This is a genomic window from Collinsella aerofaciens (assembly GCF_015560135.1).
GTDB classification, from domain to species: Bacteria; Actinomycetota; Coriobacteriia; order Coriobacteriales; family Coriobacteriaceae; genus Collinsella; species Collinsella aerofaciens_AN.
This window is the reverse complement of the sequence record NZ_JADMRH010000018.1, coordinates 2729-23219: the sequence shown is the minus strand read 5'-3', so window position 1 is coordinate 23219 and position 20491 is coordinate 2729. Positions and strand designations below refer to the sequence as shown.

Sequence of the window (20491 nt, the reverse complement as noted above, 5' to 3'; positions counted from 1 at the left end):
CCCACCAGACAACTAAGGAGATTCTTGTGGCAACTCAGAAATTCACCGGCGTTATCCCTCCCGTCGTTGTTCCCGATACCGAAGACCACCAGCTCGATGTTGCCTCCTTTGAGCGCAGCATCAACCGCATGATCGATGCCGGCGTCGATGGCTTGTTCTTCCTGGGCTCCTCGGGCGAGGTCGTCTTCTCCACCGACGAGCGTCGCCGTCAGATCATCTCCGAGGCCGTCCGTATCGTCGACCACCGCGTTCCCGTTCTGGTCGGCATCATCGACACCGAGACCGAGCGCATGATCGAGCACGGTAAGGTCGCTCAGGAGCTGGGCGCCGATGCGCTTGTCGCCACCTGCCCGTTCTATGCCCTGCAGGGCATGACCGAGGTCGAGGAGCACTTCCGCATCCTGCATGAGGAACTCGACCTGCCCATCTTCGCCTATGACATCCCCGTGTGTGTCCACACCAAGCTCCCGTGGAAGCTCCTTGCCAAGCTCGGTGCCGAGGGCGTTCTGGCCGGCGTCAAGGATTCCTCGGGTGATGACATCTCGTTCCGCTACCTCGTTCAGGAGAACGAGAAGAACGGCCATCCGATGAGCATCCTCACCGGTCACGAGGTTGTTGTCGACGGCGCCTACCTCGGTGGCGCCGACGGTTCCGTTCCGGGTCTCGCCAACGTTGAGCCCGAGGGCTACGTGCGTCAGTGGAAGGCCGCTCAGGCTGGTGACTGGGCTACCGTCAAGGCCGAGCAGGATCGCCTCAATGAGATTTCGCACATCTGGGATGTCACCTCGGGCGTCCAGGGTTATGCCGGTGGCGTCGGCGCCTTCAAGACCGCTATGAACCTCATGGGTATCTTCGACAGCCCGACCATGCCGCGCCCGGTGAAGGCCATGACCGGCGAGAACGTCGAGGCGATTAAGAAGGTCCTCCAGGACAACGGTCTCCTGTAAAGCTTCCCCGGGCACCCGACCTCGCCGTTCAACCGTGCGGCCATGACCCATTAGATCAATGGTCACACGGTTTCTTGGCGATCTCGGGCACCTGGAAAACCTTTTCCGCGCTGTGACGGCTAGCCTGACGGCGCATTTCCTGTAGTTGTTTTTTATCTCCTAAGGAGAGCGACATGGAGAACAAGTACGTCTGCTCTGTCGATATCGGCGGAACTAAGATCGCGACTGCCATCATGGAGTACCCGGCTGACGGTAGTGTGCCCCATCCTGTTTTTGAGGCCGAGGTTCCCACCGAGGCCCAAGAGGGCGGCGAGGCCGTCTTCCAACGTATCGAGGCGTCCATCAAGGCTGCTCTCGAGGCGAATCCCGATGTCGAGGTCCTTGGCGTCGGTATCGGTGCCGCCGGCGTCGTCGATCCCAAGACGGGCGCCATCGCGTATGCCAACGAGATCATGCCCGGCTGGTCCGGTGTTCAGTTGGGGCCGCGCCTGCGCGAGGACCTCGGTCTTCCCGTTGCCGTTGTAGGCGACGTGCAGGCTCATGCTCTGGGCGAGGCCCACTGGGGCGTCGGCAAGGGCAAGTTCTCCGTCTTGTGTCTTGGCATCGGTACGGGCATCGGTGGCGCATATGTCGAGAACGGCCGCGTGATGCAGGGCTTCCATGGTGCTGCTGGCCATATGGGCCACATCGAGTGCTCGGCTGCCGCCGGTATTCCCTGCGCCTGCGGGCGTTCCGGCCATCTGGAGTCGGTTGCTTCGGGCACTTCCATTGGTCGTATGTACGATGAGCGCTTTGGTCGCGTCGACCCCAGCCGTCCTTCGGTCGGTCGCGATGTGAACGACCTGTGCCGTGCGGGCGACGCAAAGGCGACCGAGGTCATCCATGACGCCGGCTTTTCGCTGGGTGCCAGCTTGGGCTCGCTCGCTAACATCCTGGACCCTGAGGTCATCGTGCTTTCGGGTGGCGTGATTCACCAAGGTCCCGATTGGCGTTCACAGACGTGGAAGGATTCGGTACACGAGGGCTATGCCAGCCAGGCGCTCGATCCGCTTCAGGACACGCCGATCCTCATCGGTTCTCTTGAGGGCGATGCTCCGCTCATCGGTGCCGCCGAACACCTTCTTGCGTCGTTGAAATAAACATAGCTACCAAGTGCGCCTTCTGAGGTGCCGCAGATTGACGTGAAAGAGGAGCGAAGCGTACTTCGGTACGCGAGCGACGGTTTGAACGTCAAGGTGCGGTGTCTCAGAAGGCTGTTTTTGAGAAAGGTTGAGTCGAACATGACCGTTGATCCTTTGATCCAGTCCCTGAAGGGCAAGCTCGTCGTGAGCGTTCAGGCGTATATGGGCGAGCCGCTTCGTACGCCTGAGACCATGGCTCAAATGTCTCGCGCTTGCGAGCTCGGCGGCGCCGCCGCCATTCGCTGCCAGGGCCTTGCCGACATTGCCGCCATTAAGGGTCGCTGTGAGGTTCCTGTTATCGGCCTGTGGAAGGATGGGCACGAGGGCGTTTACATCACGCCGACGCTGCGCCACGCTCGCGCCTGCGTTGCTGCGGGTGCCGATATCGTGGCGATCGACGCCACCGATCGTCCGCGTCCCGATGGCAAGACCGTCGAAGATACTTTCCGTCCGCTGCACGAGGAGGGCGTGCTCCTGATGGCCGACTGTGCCACCATCGAGGATATTCGTCGTGCTGTCGACATGGGCTTCGACCTGGTGTCCACCACGCTGTCTCATGGTGTTGCCGCCATCGACTGCACCATGGCCGATGGCCCCGATCTGCCGCTCCTGCGTCAGGCGACCGAGGAATTCCCCGGCCTTCCCATCATTTGCGAGGGTCGCGTGCATACGCCCGAGGAGGCTCGCGCCGCGATCGATGCTGGCGCCTGGGCCGTTGTCGTCGGCACCGCCATCACGCACCCCACGAGTATTACGAGTTGGTTCAAGGCTGCGCTTGAGGCGTAAGACAGGCCTCGTATCCGCTCGGGGCGGTATACTCAATATAGGCAATTGACCGCGCGGGATCCGGGTTGCTGGGTCCCGCGCTTGTTTTCGGGAGGCAACACATGCAAAAGGGAGATGCCATGGATGCGGCGGAGCGCTCGGAGCGCATCCCCGATATCGTCATCATCACCGGAATGTCCGGATCAGGCCGCACACAGGCCATGCACGTGTTCGAGGACATGGGCTATTTTTGCATCGATAACCTGCCTCCGCGTCTCATCGCCCAGCTTGCCGAGCTCGTCGGCATCAATACGGGCGTGGGCAGGCATCTCGCCGTCACCTGCGATTTGCGTAGCCAGGGACTGTTTGACGAGTTGCTCGATGCGGTCGCCGCTCTCGAAGAGCGCGAGATGAGCTGCGACATCGTGTTCCTGGAGGCTTCTGACGAGGTGCTGATTCGTCGCTACAGCGAAAATCGCCGCCGTCATCCCATTGCCAAGCCGGGGGAGACTACGGCCGATGCCATTCAGCGCGAGCGCCTTCAGCTGCAGGGCGTGCGCGACCGAGCCGATATGATTATCGACACGAGCCGTCTGCGCACCTCTGCGCTGCGCAACAAGCTGCGTATGGCATTTTCCGAGCTGTCCGACCAGCAGCTTATGGATGTCCACGTGTTCTCGTTTGGCTTTAAGCACGGCATGCCCGTCGAAGCGGATATTATGATCGACGTCCGCTTCCTGCCCAATCCGTTCTACGATCCCGAGATGCGCACGATGACCGGTCTCGATAAAAAGGTCTCCGATTTTGTTCTGGACCATCCCAAGACGCAGGAGTTTTGGAAGGCTTGGACACAGCTGCTCGATACGGTCATGCCCGGTTATATCGCGGAGGGTAAGCCGCAGCTTTCTATCGCCATCGGCTGCACGGGCGGCCAGCACCGCAGCGTTGCCATTGCCGAGGCCACGGCCCGTTACCTGGAAGGCGCTCAGTATCATGTGAGCATCTCCCACCGCGACCTGTCGCGCGCCAACACGAAGGCATAGGCCTGCATGTCGTTTACCGCTGAGGTGCGCGACGAGCTTGCGCGCTGCGAACCCGAATGTGAATACTGCGACTTGTCGACGCTTGCCGCCCTCACGCGCGTGAGCGGTACGCTCTCGCTTACCGGCTCTGGGCGGTATCGTTTGACGGTTGCGACTGAGACGGGAGCCGTCGCGCGCACGATGATCACGCTGACGCATCGTATCCTTAAGCTCAAAACGGAGTTCACCGTCCGTAAATCTGTATTGCATAAGGTTCGAAACTACCTCATCACCTTGCCTGATCAGCCAGACCTGGATAAGGCCTTGGTTCTGCTGGGTATCCTCGAACGTAGGGGAGGACTTGTCGCCGGCGTACCCCGACATATCGTTGCCCGTCCTTGCTGTAGACTTGCCTATATCCGCGGCGCGCTCATCGCGGGCGGCTTCGTGGCCGATCCACGCGGCGATTTTCATTTGGAGATTGCTGTGCAGGGCGAGCAATATGCCAAGGGGCTTTGCGATCTGTTGGAGCAGATTGGGGTCCATGCTCGTGTTAATGCACGGCGGGGGTCATATGCCGTGTACATTAAGAGCGCCGAGGAAATCGAGCATCTATTAAAGCTGATTGGCGCCAAGCGCAGCGTTGCCGAGATTGAGGAGGCGCGCGCGGTCAAGTTGGTTAAGAACGATGTGAACCGTCGCGTGAACGCCGAGCTCGCCAACCAGACCAGAAGCGCCGGTGCCGCCCAACATCAGCTTGCGCTTATCGATGAGCTCGAGCAGCGTGGCCTTCGTGATGCGCTTCCGGATGCCTTGGCGGTCTTTTGCGACCTGCGCGAGCGCTATCCCGATCTGTCGCTGCGTGATTTGGGGGAGATGGCTGACCCTCCCTTGTCGAAGTCAGCCCTCTACCATCGTGTTTTACGGCTTGAAAAGCTCATTGAAGCAAACAGGTAGTTTGAAGTAACGACTTATATATGGATTTAGCTGCTATTTTAGTATTTAAAACGTTTTAACGTAAATTTGATTTTCAATTTCGAGCATTCTCGTGAAATTCAAGTCAAAAAAAAGGTATATTAGGCGAGTGGTTAGTTTGTGGGCCTCAACGGCGGGCGCTGTAGCTCGCGGGGGCCTTACGAAAGGAGACACAATGGCAGTAAAGGTTGCTATTAACGGCTTCGGTCGCATCGGTCGTCTGGCTTTCCGTCAGATGTTCGGTCATGAGGGCTCCGAGATCGTCGCTATCAACGACCTCACCTCTCCCGATATGCTCGCTTACCTGCTGAAGTACGACTCCACGCAGGGCAACTACGCTCGCGATCACGAGGTCGTTGCTGGCGAGGATTCCATCACCGTTGACGGCAAGGAGATCAAGATCTACAAGGAGGCCGACGCTAACAACCTGCCTTGGGGCGACCTTGACGTCGACGTCGTTCTCGAGTGCACCGGCTTCTACACCAGCAAGGCTAAGGCTCAGGCCCACATCAACGCTGGCGCCAAGAAGGTCGTCATCTCCGCTCCGGCCGGCAGCGATCTGCCCACCATCGTGTACAACGTCAACCATGAGACGCTGACCGCTGAGGACAACATCATCTCCGCTGCTTCCTGCACCACCAACTGCCTCGCCCCGATGGCCAAGGGTCTGAACGACTTCGCTCCCATCGTGTCCGGCATCATGACCACCATCCACGCCTTCACCGGCGACCAGATGCCGCTCGACGGCCCGCAGCGCAAGGGCAACTTCCGTCGCTCCCGCGCCTGCTCCGAGAACATCGTCCCGAACACCACGGGCGCTGCCAAGGCCATCGGCCTGGTTCTCCCCGAGCTCAACGGCAAGCTCATCGGTGCCGCCCAGCGCGTCCCGACGCCGACCGGCTCGCTGACCAACCTCTACGCCGTCGTTGACAAGAAGGTCACCGTCGACGAGGTCAACGCTGCCATGAAGGCCTACGCCGAGACCATCCCCGAGACCTTCGCCTACAACGAGGACCAGATCGTCTCCCGCGACATCGTCGGCGAGACCCACGGCTCCATCTTCGACGCCACTCAGACCATGTGCTCTGACCTCGGCAACGGCCAGACCCTCGTTCAGGTCACCTCTTGGTACGACAACGAGAACTCCTACACCTCTCAGATGGTCCGCACCATCAAGTACTTCGAGAAGTTCGTTGCTTAATTTAGCTTTTAGCGAATAGCTCGTTGAGCGTCTAAAGAAGGGCGCGGCCTTATAGGGCTTACACCCTAGGGTCGCGCCCTTTTTATAAGAAATCGTCTGCCGTAATGGGAGGCAGACACGTACGAAAGGTAGAAGCAAACATGGCCTTTACCAAGAAGACCGTCCGCGACATCGATGTCGACGGAAAGCGCGTTCTCGTCCGCGTTGACTTTAACGTGCCTATCAAGGATGGCGTCGTTGGCGACACCACCCGTATCAAGGCTGCCCTGCCCACCATCAACTACCTCGTTGAGCACAACGCTCGCGTCATCCTCATGAGCCACCTCGGCCGTCCCGAGGGCACCGGCTTCCAGCCCGAGCTGTCCCTCGAGCCCGTCGCCAAGAAGCTCGCTGAGCTCTCTGGTCTCGACGTTGCCTTTGTCGCTGACACCTACGGCGAGAAGGCTGCTGAGGCTGTCGCCGCCGTCGAGCCGGGCAAGGTCCTCGTTCTCGAGAACGTCCGTTTTGACAAGCGTGAGAAGAAGAACGATCCCGAGATCGCCAAGAAGCTCGCTTCCTATGGTGACGTCTTCGTTCTCGATGCCTTCGGCACCGCTCACCGCGCCCAGGGTTCCGTTGTGGGCCCCGCCGCTTACCTGCCTGCAGTCGCTGGCTTCCTGCTCGAGAAGGAGGTCGACACGCTGACCGGCATCTTCGCCGAGCCCGAGCGCCCCTTCGTCGCTATCGTCGGCGGTTCCAAGGTTTCCTCCAAGATCGGCGTTCTCGATCACCTCATCGACTCCGCTGACACCCTGATCATCGGTGGCGGCATGGCCTACACCTTCTTCCTGGCTCAGGGCCTGACCGTCGGTCAGTCCCTCAAGGAAGAGGACTGGGTCGAGCGCGCTGGCGAGATGCTCAAGAAGGCCGAGGAGAAGGGCGTCAAGATCCTGCTCCCCATCGACAACCGTGTTGCCGATCACTTCGGCGAGGACGCTGTCCCCGAGGTTGTCGCTTCCGACGCTATCCCCGACGATCGTGAGGGCATGGACATCGGCCCCAAGACCGAGGAGCTCTACGCCGAGGCCGTCAAGAGCGCCAAGACCGTGTTCTGGAATGGCCCCATGGGCGTCTTCGAGTTCGACAACTTTGCTCACGGCACCCAGGCTATCGCCGAGGCTGTCGCCGAGGCCGACTGCACCTCGATCATCGGCGGTGGCGACTCTGTCGCAGCTGTCAACAAGTTCAACCTGGCCGACAAGATGAGCTGGATCTCCACCGGTGGTGGCGCTTCCATGGAGCTCGTCGAGGGTAAGGCCCTGCCCGGAGTGGAGGCGCTTCTCGATGCCTAATCGCACCCTTCTTATCGCTGGTAACTGGAAGATGAACAACGATGTCGCCGAGGCCGCCAAGCTCGCCGATGAGCTGGCTCAGGCTCTGCCCGAGGTTCCGGCTGGCGTCGAGGTGCTCGTCTGCCCTCCGACCATCGACATCACCACGGTTCATGACCGCATTCAGGCTGCCCCCATCGCCCTCGGTGCACAGAACGTGTACTGGGAGGCCAAGGGTGCCTTCACCGGTGAGTCTTCTTGCGACATGCTCAAGTCCGCTGGCTGCACCTACTGCATTATCGGTCACTCCGAGCGTCGCGACTACTTCCACGAGACCGACGAGGACCAGAACAAGAAGGCCAAGGCTCTCGTTGCCGCCGGTCTTGTTCCCGTCTTCTGCTGCGGCGAGTCCCTCGAGGTCCGCGAGGCTGGCACCTATGTCGAGCACGTCGTGAACCAGGTCAAGGCTGGCCTTGCTGGCCTTGAGATCACCTGCCCCAAGCAGGTCGTCGTCGCCTACGAGCCCATCTGGGCCATCGGCACCGGCAAGACCGCTACCGCCGAGGACGCTCAGGAGGTCTGCGGCGCTATCCGTGAGACCCTCAAGGAGATGTTCGGCGAGGAGCTCGCCGACGGCATCCGCGTTCTCTACGGCGGTTCCGCCAAGCCCGGCAACATTGCCGAGCTCGTCGCCAAGCCCGACGTTGACGGCGCCCTCGTGGGCGGCGCTTCGCTCAAGGCTGCCGACTTCGCCTCTATGGTCGTCAAGGCAGGCGAGTAGGACATATGGCACAGCGTCATCTTCCTGCACTCCTGATCATCATGGATGGTTGCGGCCTTGCTCCGGCCGATGGCGAGAACGCCGTCGCCGCTGCCAAGACGCCCTTCCTTGATAGCCTGTACGAGAAGTACCCCCACACCACGCTCGGCGCTTCGGGCGAGGACGTGGGTCTTCCCGATGGCCAGATGGGTAACTCCGAGGTGGGTCACCTCAACATCGGTGCCGGACGCATCGTGTTCCAGGAGCTTTCGCGCATCAACAACGCCATCAAGGACGGCTCCATCGCCAAGAACGAGGTTTTTGTCAAGGCTATGGACGACGTCAAGGCTGACGGCAAGACTCTCCACCTCATGGGCCTTATGAGCCCTGGCGGTGTTCATTCTCACATGAACCACGTCGAGGCTCTGGTCAAGATGGCTGCCGAGCACGGTGTCAAGACCGTTCGCGTCCACGCCTTCATGGATGGCCGCGACGTCGACCCGCAGTCCGGTGCTGGCTACATGAGCGAGTTCTGCGCCTTCCTGGCCAAGATTTCCGAGGAGACCGGTTGCGACGCTCGCGTTGCCACCGTCTCGGGTCGTTATTGGGCGATGGACCGCGACAACCGTTGGGAGCGCATCCAGCGCGCCTACGACGTCATGGTCAACGCGTCCGATGCTGATACCGACCCCGTTGCCGGTATCAAGGCCTACTACGAGAAGGACCCGCGCGGCGACGAGTTCGTCGAGCCCTTCGCTGCCCACAACGAGGGCATTCACGAGGGCGACGCGGCCATCTTCTTCAACTTCCGTCCCGACCGCGCTCGTCAGATGACCCGCGTGTTCACGGACAAGGAGTTCGACGGCTTTGAGCGCGAGCAGATCAAGCTTTCGCACTTTGTGACGATGACCGAGTACGATCCGACGTTTGACGTCGAGGTCGCCTTCCCCAAGACGTTCCCCGAGAACGTCCTGGCCGACGTTATCGCCGCCAATGGCCTGAAGCAGCTGCACACTGCCGAGACCGAGAAGTACGCCCACGTGACGTTCTTCCTCAACGGTGGCATCGAGGAGCCCAAGGAGGGCGAGGAGCGCGTGCTCGTCGCTTCCCCCAAGGTCGCTACCTACGATCTGCAGCCCGAGATGAGCGCTCCCGAGGTTACCGAGAAGCTCGTCGCCGCCATCAACGAGGATCGCGCTGATTTCTACATCGTGAACTTCGCGAACTGCGACATGGTTGGTCACACCGGTGTCTTCGACGCTGCCGTTAAGGCTGTCGAGGCTGTTGACGATGCCCTGTCCAAGGTTGTCCCGGCGATTCTCGCCAAGGGCGGCCTTGCACTGATTACCGCCGACCACGGCAACGCCGATCACATGTTTGACGTTGCTTCCGACGGTTCCAAGCATCCGTTTACGGCTCACACCACCAACCGCGTGCCGTTCATCATCGTTGATGAGAAGGCACAGCTCACCGGTATCGAGGACGGCCGTCTTTCCGATATCGCTCCGACCATGCTCACCATGGCTGGTATTGAGCCTTCCGCCGAGATGACGGGCCGCGTGCTCGCCACCGAGGCCTAATAGAAAACAAATACCGTTTTCTAGTAAGGGGGTTGTCCACAACCGGACAACCCCCTTTTTGGTATTTCTGCCATTTCTACCCCGTCCCCGAGTTGCAGGTAGGGGAGAGCGGGGGATTGTGGTACAGTACTGGAGTTTGAACTGTTCTATTAAGGAGCTTATCTATGGGTCCGTTCCAGATTCTTCTGTTTGTCGTTTGGGCTGTCTCTGCCGTGGCGCTGACGATTCTCGTCCTGATGCATTCCGGTAAGGGCACCGGCGTTTCGGATATGATCGCTAGCTCGCTGTATAACTCCAGCTCTGCCACGGGCGTCATGGAGCAGAACCTCGATCGCCTGACGGTAATTATGGCCGTTGTTTTTGCCGTGTGCGTCGTCCTGTGCATGTTCTTCTTCCCGCAGGGCATCGTCGGCTACTAAGCATCGGCGTATATACGTTTGTAATGGGTCTCGCAGGTGCGGGACCCTTTTTGTTTACATATTTGTAACAGAGTCAAAATATCCCCACATACTTCGCCCAACTAAAGAAATTCTTGACCGTTGACCGGAATTAGCCCCAAATCGTGCATAAAATGCGCTACTGTATTGCGAAACGTTGGTCCGTTGTGCATAACCAGCCATAGCAACGGGCGGCGTTTTAATGGTTCGGATCGGATTGTCTCGACATGTGTCCGACTGAACATTTCTTTGTCCTATCTCATAAGGAGGATGGCATGGCTGATTCTATGTTCCACCAGCCCGTTATGGGTCGTCGCGCCTTCGTTGGCGGTACCCTTGCTGCGAGCTCCATGGCTTTTCTTGCCGCATGCGGCAAGAAGGGCGGCGACGCTTCCGGTTCTGAGTCCGGTTCGACGCTGAACTTCTACATCAACAACCCGGTCTGCATCGACCCCTACAACGTCCAGGAGGACCAGGGCACTCAGGTCGAGTATCAGCTCTTTGACGCTCTGACCTCTTACGACGCCGAGAAGGGCGAGATCGTTCCGCTGGCTTGCGAGTCCTTTGAGTCCAACGACGACGCCACCGAGTTTACCTTCAAGATCAAGAAGGCCAAGTTCCACAACGGTGACGACGTTACCTCCAAGTCCTTCAAGCTCGGTTGGGAGCGTCTGGTCAACACCAAGTCGGCCATCGCTACCGAGTACGGCCCTTCCGAGGTCTCCTATCACCTTTCCATGGTCGAGGGATATGACGACCTGCTTGCCGGTAACGCTACCGAGCTCAGCGGCGTTACGTGCCCCGACGATGAGACCCTCGTCGTCAAGCTGTCTTCCGCTTACGCTGACTTCCCCTTCGTCGCCTCTCATCCGGCTCTGGCCCCGGTTCCCGAGTGCGCCGAGTCCGATGTCAAGAGCTTCTATCTTGCCCCGGTCGGTAACGGCCCGTTCATGATGGACGGCAAGTGGGAGGATGGTCAGGAGATTAACGTCAAGAAGTTCGACGATTACTATGGCGACAAGGCCAAGATCGATGGCATCCACTTCCAGGTCATCAAGGACATGGAGACCGCTTACAAGGAGTTCCAGGCCGGTAACCTCGATGTCTGCGACGTTCCCGTCGCTCAGATCGATGCCGCCAAGAAGGATCGCGGCGTGTCCAAGGACGGCTACACCATGGGTGACGGCGAGCGCATGCTGCTCGGCGCCGAGCCTTCCACGTACTATCTGACCTGCAACACCACGGCCGAGCCGTTCAACAACGCCGACCTGCGTAGGGGCATCTCCCTGGCCATCAACCGTGAGGCCATCTGCAAGACCATCTTCAAGGGTACCCGTACCCCTGCCGACGGCATTGTTCCTCCGGGCATCGATGGCTACAAGGAGGGCGCATGGGAGTTCTGCGCCTACGATGTCGACAAGGCTAACGAGTACCTTGACAAGGTTGCTCCCGCTGGCGCTAACGGGGATCGTGGCATTAGCGTGACCCTGTCCTACAACCAGGACGGCGGTCACAAGGAGATCATGGAGTCCATCATCGGCGACCTCGCCAAGGTTGGCGTTACCGCTGTCTCCGATACCCCTGAGTGGTCTGCCCTGCTCGAGCAGTATCAGAACTTTAACTATCAGTTCGGTCGTCTGGGTTGGATTGCCGACTACCCGATCATGGACAACTTCCTGTATCCGCTGTTCCACTCCGACTCCCTCGGTGGCGACAACCGCTCCGGTTACAACAATCCCGAGTTCGACGCCAAGGTCGACGAGGCTCGTACTATTGTTGACGACGAGGAGCGCGTCGCTAAGATGCAGGAGGCCGACGCAATGGTCGCTGCCGACTGCCCGGTCATCCCGATTATGTTCTACACGCACACCATCGCCGGCTCCGATCGCATCAAGCACCTCTATGTCGATCCGCAGAAGCACGCCGATCTGGGTACCGCTGAGCTCGCCTAAGAGTTTGCAGCTTCCGTGAGGGTCAAGTATTTACGTAGACCTCATGGGAAACATACAGTTCTCCCTAACCTGGGGTAAACTGGCTGATGGTAATTTTGGGATGCCGGTCTGGCGATCGGCATCCCATTTAGGTTAATCCCTAGATAGGGGAGTGGTATGGGTAAGTACATCGTTAAACGTGTGCTTCAGTTCATCCCGGTGTTTTTGGGCGTTACGCTGATTTTGTTCGCCCTCCAGAATATCGTGCCGGGAGATCCGATCAAGCTGATCGGTGGAGACAAGGCTCTGTCCCCCGAGGTGGAGCTTCAGCTTCGCGTCCGCTATCACCTGGTCCAGACGGACGAGGACGGCAACGCGATCCTTGACGAGAACGGCGACCCCGTTCAAACGTCGCTCGTGGACCGTTACTTGTATTACATGAACGGCCTGCTTCATGGCGATCTGGGCAATTCGTATCAGCGCAAGCTGCCGGTTACGGAAATCTTTGCCCAGAAGTATCCGTATACGGTCAAACTTGCCGCGTGCGCCATCGTGCTCGAGGCAATTATGGGTATCGGTGCGGGTATCATTTCGGCGGTAAAGCGTTATTCCTTCTGGGATATTTTGGTAACGCTCACCACGTCGATCCTCGTTGCGGTCCCGGCCTTCTGGCTCGGTATGTTGCTGCAGCTGTTCTTTGGCGTCATCCTCAAGGACGCCACGGGCGGTGCAATCTCCATGCCGATCTCGGGTGCCGGCGGTTCCAGCTCTCAGTATCAGGATTGGATGCACTATGTGCTTCCGACCATTACGCTGGCTTCGGTTTCGACCGCTTATGCTGCGCGCATCATGCGCTCGCAGCTGCTTGACGTCATGAACCAGGATTACATCCGTACGGCAAAGGCCAAGGGTCTCTCCAATCGCGCGATCATCGTCAAGCATGCGCTTAAGAATGCACTCATCCCCGTCGTTACCTATATTGGTGTCGACTTTGGCGGCATGCTTTCGGGCGCCATCCTGACCGAGACGGTCTTTAACTGGCCCGGTATCGGCTATGAGGTCTATCGCGCCATTAGCATGCGTGACTGGCCCATCGTTATGGGCGGCGTTACGCTCATTGTCGTCGTCGTCATGGTGATCAACCTGCTCGTCGACATTAGCTATGCATTCCTCGACCCGCGCATCCGCCTTGGCGGTCCGTCGGATAAGGCCTAAGGGAGGTACGTCTCATGCAGGAAACTGATTCTCAGTCTCAGGAGCAGGCTACCGCCACCAAGGCCGCATCTGCTCCCGCGAAGTCCCGCACGCTGTGGGGCGACGCTTTTAAGCGTCTTCGTAAGAACAAACTCGCCGTTATCGGTGTCTGTTGGATCATCATCGTCGTTGTGGTTGCCCTGACCGCAGATCTGTGGGCTAAGCCCTGGCTCGGTTCTCCGACGGCTTCCGACTCGACCACCATGGCCGAGACGTCGCTGCTGGCTCCGTGTGCAGAGCACCCGTTTGGCACCGACGCCCTTGGTCGTGACATTCTCGTCCGCGTTATCTACGGTGCGCGCGTTTCGCTGTCTGTCGGAATTATGGCCACCGCGATTTCCACGCTGATCGGTCTGGTCATGGGTGCTCTGGCCGGTTTCTACGGCGGCATCTGGGATACGATCATCATGCGCTGTGCGGACATCTTCCTGGCGTTCCCGTACGTGCTGTTCGTTGTCGCCATGATCGCCGTTATCGGCCGCGGTCTTCAGAACGTCTTTATCGCCATCGGTATTCTCGGCTGGCCTTCGATTGCGCGCGTCTTCCGCTCTGCGATCTTGACCGTCAAGGAAAACGACTATGTTGATGCTGCGCGCGCGATGGGTGCATCTGATGCTCGTATCGTCGTGCGTCACATCTTCCCGAACTCCGTCGCCTCCATCGTGGTCTACGCGACCATGAACATTGGTGGCGCCATTCTGACCGAGTCCGCTCTGTCCTTCCTCGGCATGGGCGTTATTCCGCCTACGCCTTCGTGGGGCTCCATGATTCAGGACGGTCAGCAGTATCTTCTGACTGCTCCCTGGATGATGATCATGCCCGGTCTGGCAATTCTCTCGACGGTGCTCGCCTTCACCCTGTTGGGTGATGGTCTGCGCGACGCCCTCGACGTCAAGATGAAGGACGCATAAGGATGAAGAAGAACAAGAACTATGTGGACCTGAAGGACCAGCCGGTTCCCGAGGGCCAGCATCTGCTCGAGGTCGATGACCTTAAGATGTATTTCCACACCGAGGATGGCGTCGTTCGCGCTGTCGACGGTGTCTCCTACACGCTCGATCGCGGCGAGACCCTGGGCGTCGTCGGTGAGTCCGGCTCCGGTAAGTCCGTGACCGCCATGACCATCATGGGCCTTATCTCGATGCCTCCGGGAAAGATTGAGGGCGGTGACGTTCGATATCGCGGTCGCTCCATCCTCGAAATGACCGAGGAAGAGATGCAGCACATTCGCGGTAACGACATCGCGATGATCTTCCAGGATCCTATGACCTCCTTGAACCCGGTTTATAAGATCGGCAAGCAGGTGGGTGAGGGCCTTCGTCTGCACCGTGGCTACTCCAAGCAGGAGGCACTCAAGCGTGCCACCGAGCTTTTGGACCTCGTTGGTATTCCCGAGCCCGAGAAGCGCGTCAACGAGTATCCGCACCAGTTCTCTGGCGGTATGCGTCAGCGCGTCATGATTGCCATGGCTCTTGCCTGCGATCCCGATATTCTGATTGCCGACGAGCCCACGACGGCTCTGGACGTTACCATCCAGGCTCAGATTATTGAGCTTATGCAGGAAATGCAGGAGAAGAACGGCAACGCCATCATCATGATTACCCATGACCTGGGCGTCGTCGCCGACATGGCCGACAAGATCATGGTTATGTACGCCGGCCGTCCCGTCGAGTTCGGTACTGCTGAGGAAATCTTCTACGAGAGCCGCCACCCCTACACCTGGGGCCTTATCCGCTCCATCCCGGAGCAGGCCATCGAAGAGAAGAAGCCTCTTACGCCGATTCACGGCAACCCGCCTTCGCTCATGAACCTGCCCGAGGGCTGCGTGTTCTCGCCTCGTTGTCCCTATGCGACCGATAAGTGCCGCAAGCAGCGCCCCGAGCGCGTTGTCACCGAGTCTGGTCATTACTCTGCGTGCCACTACTCCGGTGACCCCGAGTTTCTCAAGAACGCTCCTGAGACGTCCCGTACGCGCAAGGATTCCAAGAAGGGAGGCGAGGCGTAATGGCAGATACCAACGAGCGTACTCCGTTGCTGAAGGTCGAGCACCTCTCTAAGGAGTTTCCCGCTGAGTCCGGCATGTTCGCCAAGCGCTTCTCCAAGCGTGTCGTCTCTGCTGTGAACGACATCTCTTTTGAGATTTATCCTGGCGAGACCTTTGGTCTGGTTGGTGAGTCTGGTTGCGGTAAGTCCACGACGGGTCGCACCATCATGCGCTTGACCAAGCCGACCGCCGGTAAGGTGTTCTTCCAGGGCAAAGATGTTGCCGAGATGAGCAAGCATGAGATCAAGGACATGCGTCGCGAGATGCAGTTTATCTTCCAGGATCCTTATGCTTCGCTCAACCCTCGTATGACCATCGGTGAGATTGTCTCTGAGCCCATGACCATTCACGGCGTGGGCACCAAGGAGGAGCGCATTGAGCGCGTCCGCGAGCTTCTCGACGTCGTTGGACTGAACCCCGAGCACATCAACCGTTATCCTCATGAGTTCTCCGGCGGTCAGCGTCAGCGTGTCGGCATTGCCCGTGCATTTGCGCTGAAGCCCAAGCTGATTATCTGCGACGAGCCGGTTTCCGCTCTGGATGTGTCCATTCAGGCCCAGGTTCTGAACCTGCTCAAGGAACTGCAGGACAAGTTCGGTACGGCTTATCTCTTCATTGCTCACGACCTCTCTGTCGTGCAGCACATCTCCGATCGCGTTGCCGTTATGTATCTGGGTAAGATGGTCGAGGTTTCGGACTGGAAGACGCTCTACAGCGAGCCCCACCATCCGTACACGCAGTCGCTGCTGTCTGCCGTGCCGGTTCCCGATCCTGATATCCAGAAGACCCGCAAGCGCATCATCCTCGCTGGCGATCCGCCGTCGCCGCTCGATCCGCCGACCGGCTGCCGTTTCCACACGCGCTGCCCGATCGCTCAGGGTATCTGCTCCGAGAAGCTGCCTGAGTTTAAGGAAGTTGCCCCGGGCCACTGCTGTGCCTGCCACTTTGCGGAGCCGTTCCCGATCAAGGAATCGCACATCGACCTGTAGTCGGTTGTTTGTCCGGGCCCGTGCTGGACTTAGTTTTCAGAACGTCCTCGACCATGGAAACCCCCTTATCCTGCTCCTTCGGAGCCGCGGATAAGGGGGTTTCCTGGTCTGCGGAATGTTCTGAAAACTAAGTCCAGCACGGGCCCTGTGTTACCGCTGCAGGGGGTGCGATTCCTTGATCGCTCACTTTATCTAATAAGAAATTTAGTGAGGCCGGAGCTTTAGCTCCGGCCTCCTTATATAAGGGCTCCGCAAAGCCGAGCCACCAAATTTGCATCAGCCCCCAGAACATGTTTGAGAACGGTGCCTGGAGTACGTTCCCCTAGGGCCGGAATGAGGTCGCTTTCCAACGCATTCCGCAGGGGGCGGCATTATTTTGTAGCGCGAAGCGCGGAGCAAAATAATGCCGCATGCCCGAGGACGCGTTGGAAAGCGACCTCATTCCGGCCCGAACAGGTCCGTCTACCTGCACATTTACAAATTCGTAAACTTTTTTGAAAAAAGTGCTTGCACAGTTCTCGAATCATAGGTTATTATCTTCCTCGTTGAACGCGCGGGTCCAACAAAACGATTCGCAAATCAACAACATAGCATGTCGGAGTGGCGGAATTGGCAGACGCGCTAGCTTGAGGTGCTAGTGACCGCTTTTTGGTCATGCGGGTTCAAGTCCCGCCTCCGACACCATCGCATTTGAGAAGCCTCTTCGGAGGCTTTTTTGTTACCGATAGACGGTGGGGTCCACGATGGAAACGCTTGAACGCAACGAGTGGGCAGACGTTGCCCAACTAGTCGAGATCACGAGCGATGCTGTCATCATCTGCGAGCTCGACGGAACAATTCTGCATGTGAATAATCGCTTACTTGGTTTGATGTGCGAGGAACGCGCCGACGTCATCGGTGGAGATGTTAAAGACGTCCTGTACTCGTCCGCTTTTGAACGTGCGACGGAACATCGTCTGCCATTTGAAACTGATGGCTCCGAGAATGAACTGATGCTCAAGCTGAGTGACGGCTCCTTTATCCCCGTCTTGGTTCGTGCGGGCTCCGTAACGCCTCCACGCATCTTTGGGCGCCGCGCGCCACGTGTCTTGGTGGCGCTCCATAGCATCGAAGAACAGTATTCGCACGACCGACAGCTCAAGCGTGCGTTATCGGAGCTTAGAGTGGCGAACAAGCGCCTCTCTGGCACGCTCTCGGTCATTATGAGTACCGTGGGCTCCGATGAGCTGCCCAGCCTACTTGATACCGTTTTGAACCAGCTTGTAGGAACGCTCGATGCTTCGGGTGCCGCTATCTATTTTTCTGAGAGCGGCGGTTTTAAGCTACGCGGTGTTTCCAAGGAGCTGTACGACAGCTACCTGCCCGAGTTTTTGCCGTATGGCGCTGGCATTCCGACGTATGTTCTTCGTGAGTCGCGTGCCTGTCGCTTGTCGATTCAACAGGACCTTGAGGGCGATAGGGCCGCCTCCGGTATGTTCATGGACTTGGACAATCGTTCTAAGCACCTGTTGCGCGTGCAGGATATGCCTCCGTACCGCAGCGAGATCTGTCTTCCCGTTTTTTACGGTACGCAGATCCTTGGCGTGCTGGAAGTTGGTTGGAAACGCCCCCAGGCACCGCTCGCCTATGACGTTAATGTACTCGAGGTCATTTGCGATTACCTGTCTATCCAACTGGTCGGCATGGCATCGAGCCTTCGCTCTCGTCGTACGGCCGAGCTTGGTCGCTCGCTCAATGTCTTGCGTGATGAGTTGTTTACCTTTCTAGACGATTCCGCCGCGGCTACCCAGGCGGTATCGTCCGAGATTTGCAATATGCTCAACTGCCATTTTTGTCCTGTTGAGTATGACGCCAGTCTGGACTCCTACGTCATAGATTTTGAAGGCGGCAGTCGCGTTGCTTTGCCGGACGATCCCGAGAAGCTTTTCTTTTCCACGACGGCGCCAGCGGCACGTCTGGGGGCTGGCCCTGATGGCTTTGAGGCGTCTGTTTTGGGAGGTACGAGTGCCGAGGACCTTAAACACGTCCGTATAACTCGCGTTGACGAATCGATGCCTATGGGAGGCTGGCTTAGGGCGCATGGTCTGCCTTGTCAAGGTCTCTACGTCGACTCCGGCATCGAGGCGGGGCGCCCGCGCTCTGAGGGTGATGGCAAGCACAGTAACGACGCGATTGTTCCTGCTTCTGTTGCGAAGAGCCCGACGACGCGCGCGCTGCTGCTTCGTGATGGTAGCCAAGAGCCGATTGATGATCTTGAATATGACTACTTGGTGCACTTGGCGCATGACTTTGAACTGATCTACGAAGGCGAATCTCAAAAGCGCGAGGAGCGCCATATCGCTCAGACCCTTCAGATTGGCATGAGAAATTCCCTGGGGGATGTTCCGGGTATCGCAACCGATTCGGTGTACCTGTCGGCCACGAACTCGGCGTTGGTCGGCGGCGATTTCTATACGCTCATCCGTCTTCCCGACGACTGCGCCGTCATGATTCTGGGCGATGTGTCTGGCAAAGGCATTGAGGCTGCATCGATGTCCGCGCTCGTCAAGACGGCCCTGACGGCATATGCCTGGGAGGGCGCTGGACCGGCCCGCATGGCACGCTCCCTTAACAGCATGCTCATGGGCTTTTCGAGGGTCGAGACGTTCGTGACGGCCTTTATCGCCAAGATTGACCTTAAAGCCGGACGCGCAACGTATTGTTCGGCGGGCCATCCTCCGACCATGGTCATCAGGCCAGAGTCGATGCCGCTGGGTGGCGGCGAGGCCCGTGGGGGAGAGGTTGAGCTGCTTGGATGCCAATCGGGCGTAATCGGTGCCTTTGAGAGCATGGTGTACGAGACAGGCGTGTTTACGTTCGCCCCCGGCGACATGCTCTTCATGTATACGGATGGAACGATTGAGGCTCGCGACCGTACCGGAGCGTTCTTTGGCGAGCAGCGCTTGCGCGACCTTCTGCTTTCTGTTTCGGGGAAGGGCGTGTCGGGCATTTGCGGCAAGGTCTTGGGCGAGCTTGACAGATTTACCGAATCGGCGCTGGACGATGACATTGCATTGGTGTCCCTTGAGTTTTTACGGGGTCGTTCATAGACGACGCTGGGCGGGCTGAATCCGTACGGTTGGGGAAACGAATGCATCGAGTGGGCTTTTTTGGGGAACCATGGTCGTATGAATGAGTGGAATGACATAGCGGTTTTGACGCCACCAGGCGATATCGACATCGCCACGGTGCCTGCGCTGCGTCGGCGGTTGGATGCTTTGATTGGCCGCGGCGTGCGTCGTGTCGTCATCAACTGTCAGGCTGTTAGCTTCATCGATTCGACGGGCTTGGCATTCCTGCTTGCGCGCGCTCGTGAGCTCATGAGGCGAGAAGGCCTGCTTTCGCTCGTCAATGCATCAGGTGAAGTTGTTCGCTTTTTGGAGATTGCTCGTCTTGTCGATATCCTTCATGTCGCGGGGCCGGCACGGGAGTCTATTCCCGCCATTCCGGTGGGGGAGCTGCCTCGCTGGAGTAAGAGCGTCGAGGTCCGTCAGGGTATCGAGAATCTTCCATACTACCGACATCGCATCGCCGAACTCCTTGAATCGCTTCCGTTGCGCCGTGACGAGCGCTACGATGTCGCATTGGCGTCGGGGGAGGCGCTGGGTAATGCCTATGACCATGCGGGCGGTATCGGGTGCGTCCTGACGGTTCAGGCCTATGGCGATCGCGTTGTGGTTGAGGTGCTTGATCGAGGTGCCGGCTATTCTATCGATGAAACGAGCGAACCGGTCGCATCTGAGGAGCGCGGCCGTGGTATCAAGCTTATGCGTATGCTCGTCGATAACGTGGAGGTTGCTCGTCGTACGGACGGCGCCGGCACGCGCGTGCAGATGGTGAAGCTGTTTAGCGGAGCGCTGGAATCGTGTGCCTAGCCAATCGCTTTAGCGCGTTTAGCTACTAAGAACATGCGACAGACAAGTTTTTTGAAAAAAGTACTTGCGTCTTTTGGACAACTCGCGTAAATTAATAACCCGCAAGCGGACATGGCTCAGTTGGTAGAGCACAACCTTGCCAAGGTTGGGGTCGCGGGTTCGAGCCCCGTTGTCCGCTCCA

17 protein-coding genes and 2 tRNA genes are annotated in these 20491 nt (G+C 58.6%); all 19 read left to right on the top strand.

What is annotated here, in order from left to right:
• Positions 1 to 26: 26 nt before the first annotated feature.
• The gene (locus I2H19_RS07765) at positions 27 to 947 is read left to right on the top strand and encodes a dihydrodipicolinate synthase family protein (protein WP_195520698.1); all 921 of its coding nucleotides are present in this window, start codon (positions 27 to 29) and stop codon (positions 945 to 947) included.
• Between the two features lie 173 nt (positions 948 to 1120).
• Positions 1121 to 2086 (top strand): ROK family protein, encoded by a 966-nt coding sequence (locus I2H19_RS07760; RefSeq protein WP_195622263.1) that lies wholly within the window; start codon positions 1121 to 1123, stop codon positions 2084 to 2086.
• A 141-nt stretch (positions 2087 to 2227) separates the two neighbouring features.
• The gene (locus tag I2H19_RS07755; RefSeq protein WP_022094877.1) at positions 2228 to 2914 is read left to right on the top strand and encodes an N-acetylmannosamine-6-phosphate 2-epimerase; all 687 of its coding nucleotides are present in this window, start codon (positions 2228 to 2230) and stop codon (positions 2912 to 2914) included.
• A gap of 101 nt (positions 2915 to 3015) precedes the next feature.
• Positions 3016 to 3936 (top strand): RNase adapter RapZ, encoded by a 921-nt coding sequence (gene rapZ, locus I2H19_RS07750; RefSeq protein ID WP_022094878.1) that lies wholly within the window; start codon positions 3016 to 3018, stop codon positions 3934 to 3936.
• A gap of 6 nt (positions 3937 to 3942) precedes the next feature.
• Positions 3943 to 4872, top strand: coding sequence for a DNA-binding protein WhiA (gene whiA / locus I2H19_RS07745; RefSeq protein ID WP_195503714.1), 930 nt, complete (start codon positions 3943 to 3945; stop codon positions 4870 to 4872).
• A gap of 193 nt (positions 4873 to 5065) precedes the next feature.
• Positions 5066 to 6091 (top strand): type I glyceraldehyde-3-phosphate dehydrogenase, encoded by a 1026-nt coding sequence (gap, locus tag I2H19_RS07740; RefSeq protein ID WP_055286941.1) that lies wholly within the window; start codon positions 5066 to 5068, stop codon positions 6089 to 6091.
• Positions 6092 to 6231: 140 nt separating this feature from the next.
• Positions 6232 to 7422 (top strand): phosphoglycerate kinase, encoded by a 1191-nt coding sequence (locus tag I2H19_RS07735; RefSeq protein WP_195622262.1) that lies wholly within the window; start codon positions 6232 to 6234, stop codon positions 7420 to 7422.
• Complete coding sequence (gene tpiA, locus I2H19_RS07730) at positions 7415 to 8182, top strand: triose-phosphate isomerase (RefSeq protein WP_089572945.1); 768 nt, start codon at positions 7415 to 7417, stop codon at positions 8180 to 8182. Before I2H19_RS07735 ends, tpiA begins: the two co-directional genes overlap by 8 nt.
• Positions 8183 to 8187: 5 nt before the next feature.
• Positions 8188 to 9741, top strand: a complete 1554-nt coding sequence (gene gpmI, locus I2H19_RS07725; protein WP_195622261.1) for a 2,3-bisphosphoglycerate-independent phosphoglycerate mutase — start codon at positions 8188 to 8190, stop codon at positions 9739 to 9741.
• 164 nt (positions 9742 to 9905) lie between these two features.
• A complete protein-coding gene (gene secG / locus I2H19_RS07720) occupies positions 9906 to 10160 on the top strand; it encodes a preprotein translocase subunit SecG (RefSeq protein ID WP_006236144.1) in 255 nt (84 codons plus the stop codon).
• A 293-nt stretch (positions 10161 to 10453) separates the two neighbouring features.
• Entirely contained in the window at positions 10454 to 12130 is a 1677-nt protein-coding gene (locus I2H19_RS07715) for a peptide ABC transporter substrate-binding protein (RefSeq protein WP_225093366.1), read from the top strand.
• A gap of 156 nt (positions 12131 to 12286) precedes the next feature.
• Complete coding sequence (locus I2H19_RS07710) at positions 12287 to 13324, top strand: ABC transporter permease (RefSeq protein WP_117746680.1); 1038 nt, start codon at positions 12287 to 12289, stop codon at positions 13322 to 13324.
• Positions 13325 to 13338: 14 nt separating this feature from the next.
• Positions 13339 to 14274 carry an ABC transporter permease gene (locus I2H19_RS07705; RefSeq protein WP_035138881.1) on the top strand — a complete coding sequence of 312 codons (936 nt, stop codon included), beginning with the start codon at positions 13339 to 13341 and terminating at the stop codon, positions 14272 to 14274.
• Between the two features lie 2 nt (positions 14275 to 14276).
• Positions 14277 to 15368 carry an ABC transporter ATP-binding protein gene (locus tag I2H19_RS07700; RefSeq protein WP_022094887.1) on the top strand — a complete coding sequence of 364 codons (1092 nt, stop codon included), beginning with the start codon at positions 14277 to 14279 and terminating at the stop codon, positions 15366 to 15368.
• Entirely contained in the window at positions 15368 to 16396 is a 1029-nt protein-coding gene (locus I2H19_RS07695; RefSeq protein WP_022094888.1) for an ABC transporter ATP-binding protein, read from the top strand. Before I2H19_RS07700 ends, I2H19_RS07695 begins: the two co-directional genes overlap by 1 nt.
• A 594-nt stretch (positions 16397 to 16990) precedes the next feature.
• Positions 16991 to 17080: transfer RNA gene (locus tag I2H19_RS07690), tRNA-Leu, on the top strand.
• Positions 17081 to 17139: 59 nt separating this feature from the next.
• Positions 17140 to 19485 (top strand): GAF domain-containing SpoIIE family protein phosphatase, encoded by a 2346-nt coding sequence (locus I2H19_RS07685; RefSeq protein ID WP_195622260.1) that lies wholly within the window; start codon positions 17140 to 17142, stop codon positions 19483 to 19485.
• Positions 19486 to 19563: 78 nt separating this feature from the next.
• The gene (locus tag I2H19_RS07680) at positions 19564 to 20310 is read left to right on the top strand and encodes an anti-sigma factor antagonist (protein ID WP_195622259.1); all 747 of its coding nucleotides are present in this window, start codon (positions 19564 to 19566) and stop codon (positions 20308 to 20310) included.
• Between the two features lie 105 nt (positions 20311 to 20415).
• Positions 20416 to 20491: transfer RNA gene (locus tag I2H19_RS07675), tRNA-Gly, on the top strand.

Excerpts from the sequence above, each read along its gene's own strand:
- I2H19_RS07760 (WP_195622263.1), top strand. The coding sequence starts at position 1,121 with ATGGAGAACAAGTACGTCTGCTCTGTCGATATCGGCGGAACTAAGATC.
- I2H19_RS07755 (WP_022094877.1), top strand. The coding sequence starts at position 2,228 with ATGACCGTTGATCCTTTGATCCAGTCCCTGAAGGGCAAGCTCGTCGTG.
- rapZ (WP_022094878.1), top strand. The coding sequence starts at position 3,016 with ATGCAAAAGGGAGATGCCATGGATGCGGCGGAGCGCTCGGAGCGCATC.
- whiA (WP_195503714.1), top strand. The coding sequence starts at position 3,943 with ATGTCGTTTACCGCTGAGGTGCGCGACGAGCTTGCGCGCTGCGAACCC.
- gap (WP_055286941.1), top strand. The coding sequence starts at position 5,066 with ATGGCAGTAAAGGTTGCTATTAACGGCTTCGGTCGCATCGGTCGTCTG.
- I2H19_RS07735 (WP_195622262.1), top strand. The coding sequence starts at position 6,232 with ATGGCCTTTACCAAGAAGACCGTCCGCGACATCGATGTCGACGGAAAG.
- tpiA (WP_089572945.1), top strand. The coding sequence starts at position 7,415 with ATGCCTAATCGCACCCTTCTTATCGCTGGTAACTGGAAGATGAACAAC.
- gpmI (WP_195622261.1), top strand. The coding sequence starts at position 8,188 with ATGGCACAGCGTCATCTTCCTGCACTCCTGATCATCATGGATGGTTGC.
- secG (WP_006236144.1), top strand. The coding sequence starts at position 9,906 with ATGGGTCCGTTCCAGATTCTTCTGTTTGTCGTTTGGGCTGTCTCTGCC.
- I2H19_RS07715 (WP_225093366.1), top strand. The coding sequence starts at position 10,454 with ATGGCTGATTCTATGTTCCACCAGCCCGTTATGGGTCGTCGCGCCTTC.
- I2H19_RS07710 (WP_117746680.1), top strand. The coding sequence starts at position 12,287 with ATGGGTAAGTACATCGTTAAACGTGTGCTTCAGTTCATCCCGGTGTTT.
- I2H19_RS07705 (WP_035138881.1), top strand. The coding sequence starts at position 13,339 with ATGCAGGAAACTGATTCTCAGTCTCAGGAGCAGGCTACCGCCACCAAG.
- I2H19_RS07700 (WP_022094887.1), top strand. The coding sequence starts at position 14,277 with ATGAAGAAGAACAAGAACTATGTGGACCTGAAGGACCAGCCGGTTCCC.
- I2H19_RS07695 (WP_022094888.1), top strand. The coding sequence starts at position 15,368 with ATGGCAGATACCAACGAGCGTACTCCGTTGCTGAAGGTCGAGCACCTC.
- I2H19_RS07685 (WP_195622260.1), top strand. The coding sequence starts at position 17,140 with ATGGAAACGCTTGAACGCAACGAGTGGGCAGACGTTGCCCAACTAGTC.
- I2H19_RS07680 (WP_195622259.1), top strand. The coding sequence starts at position 19,564 with ATGAATGAGTGGAATGACATAGCGGTTTTGACGCCACCAGGCGATATC.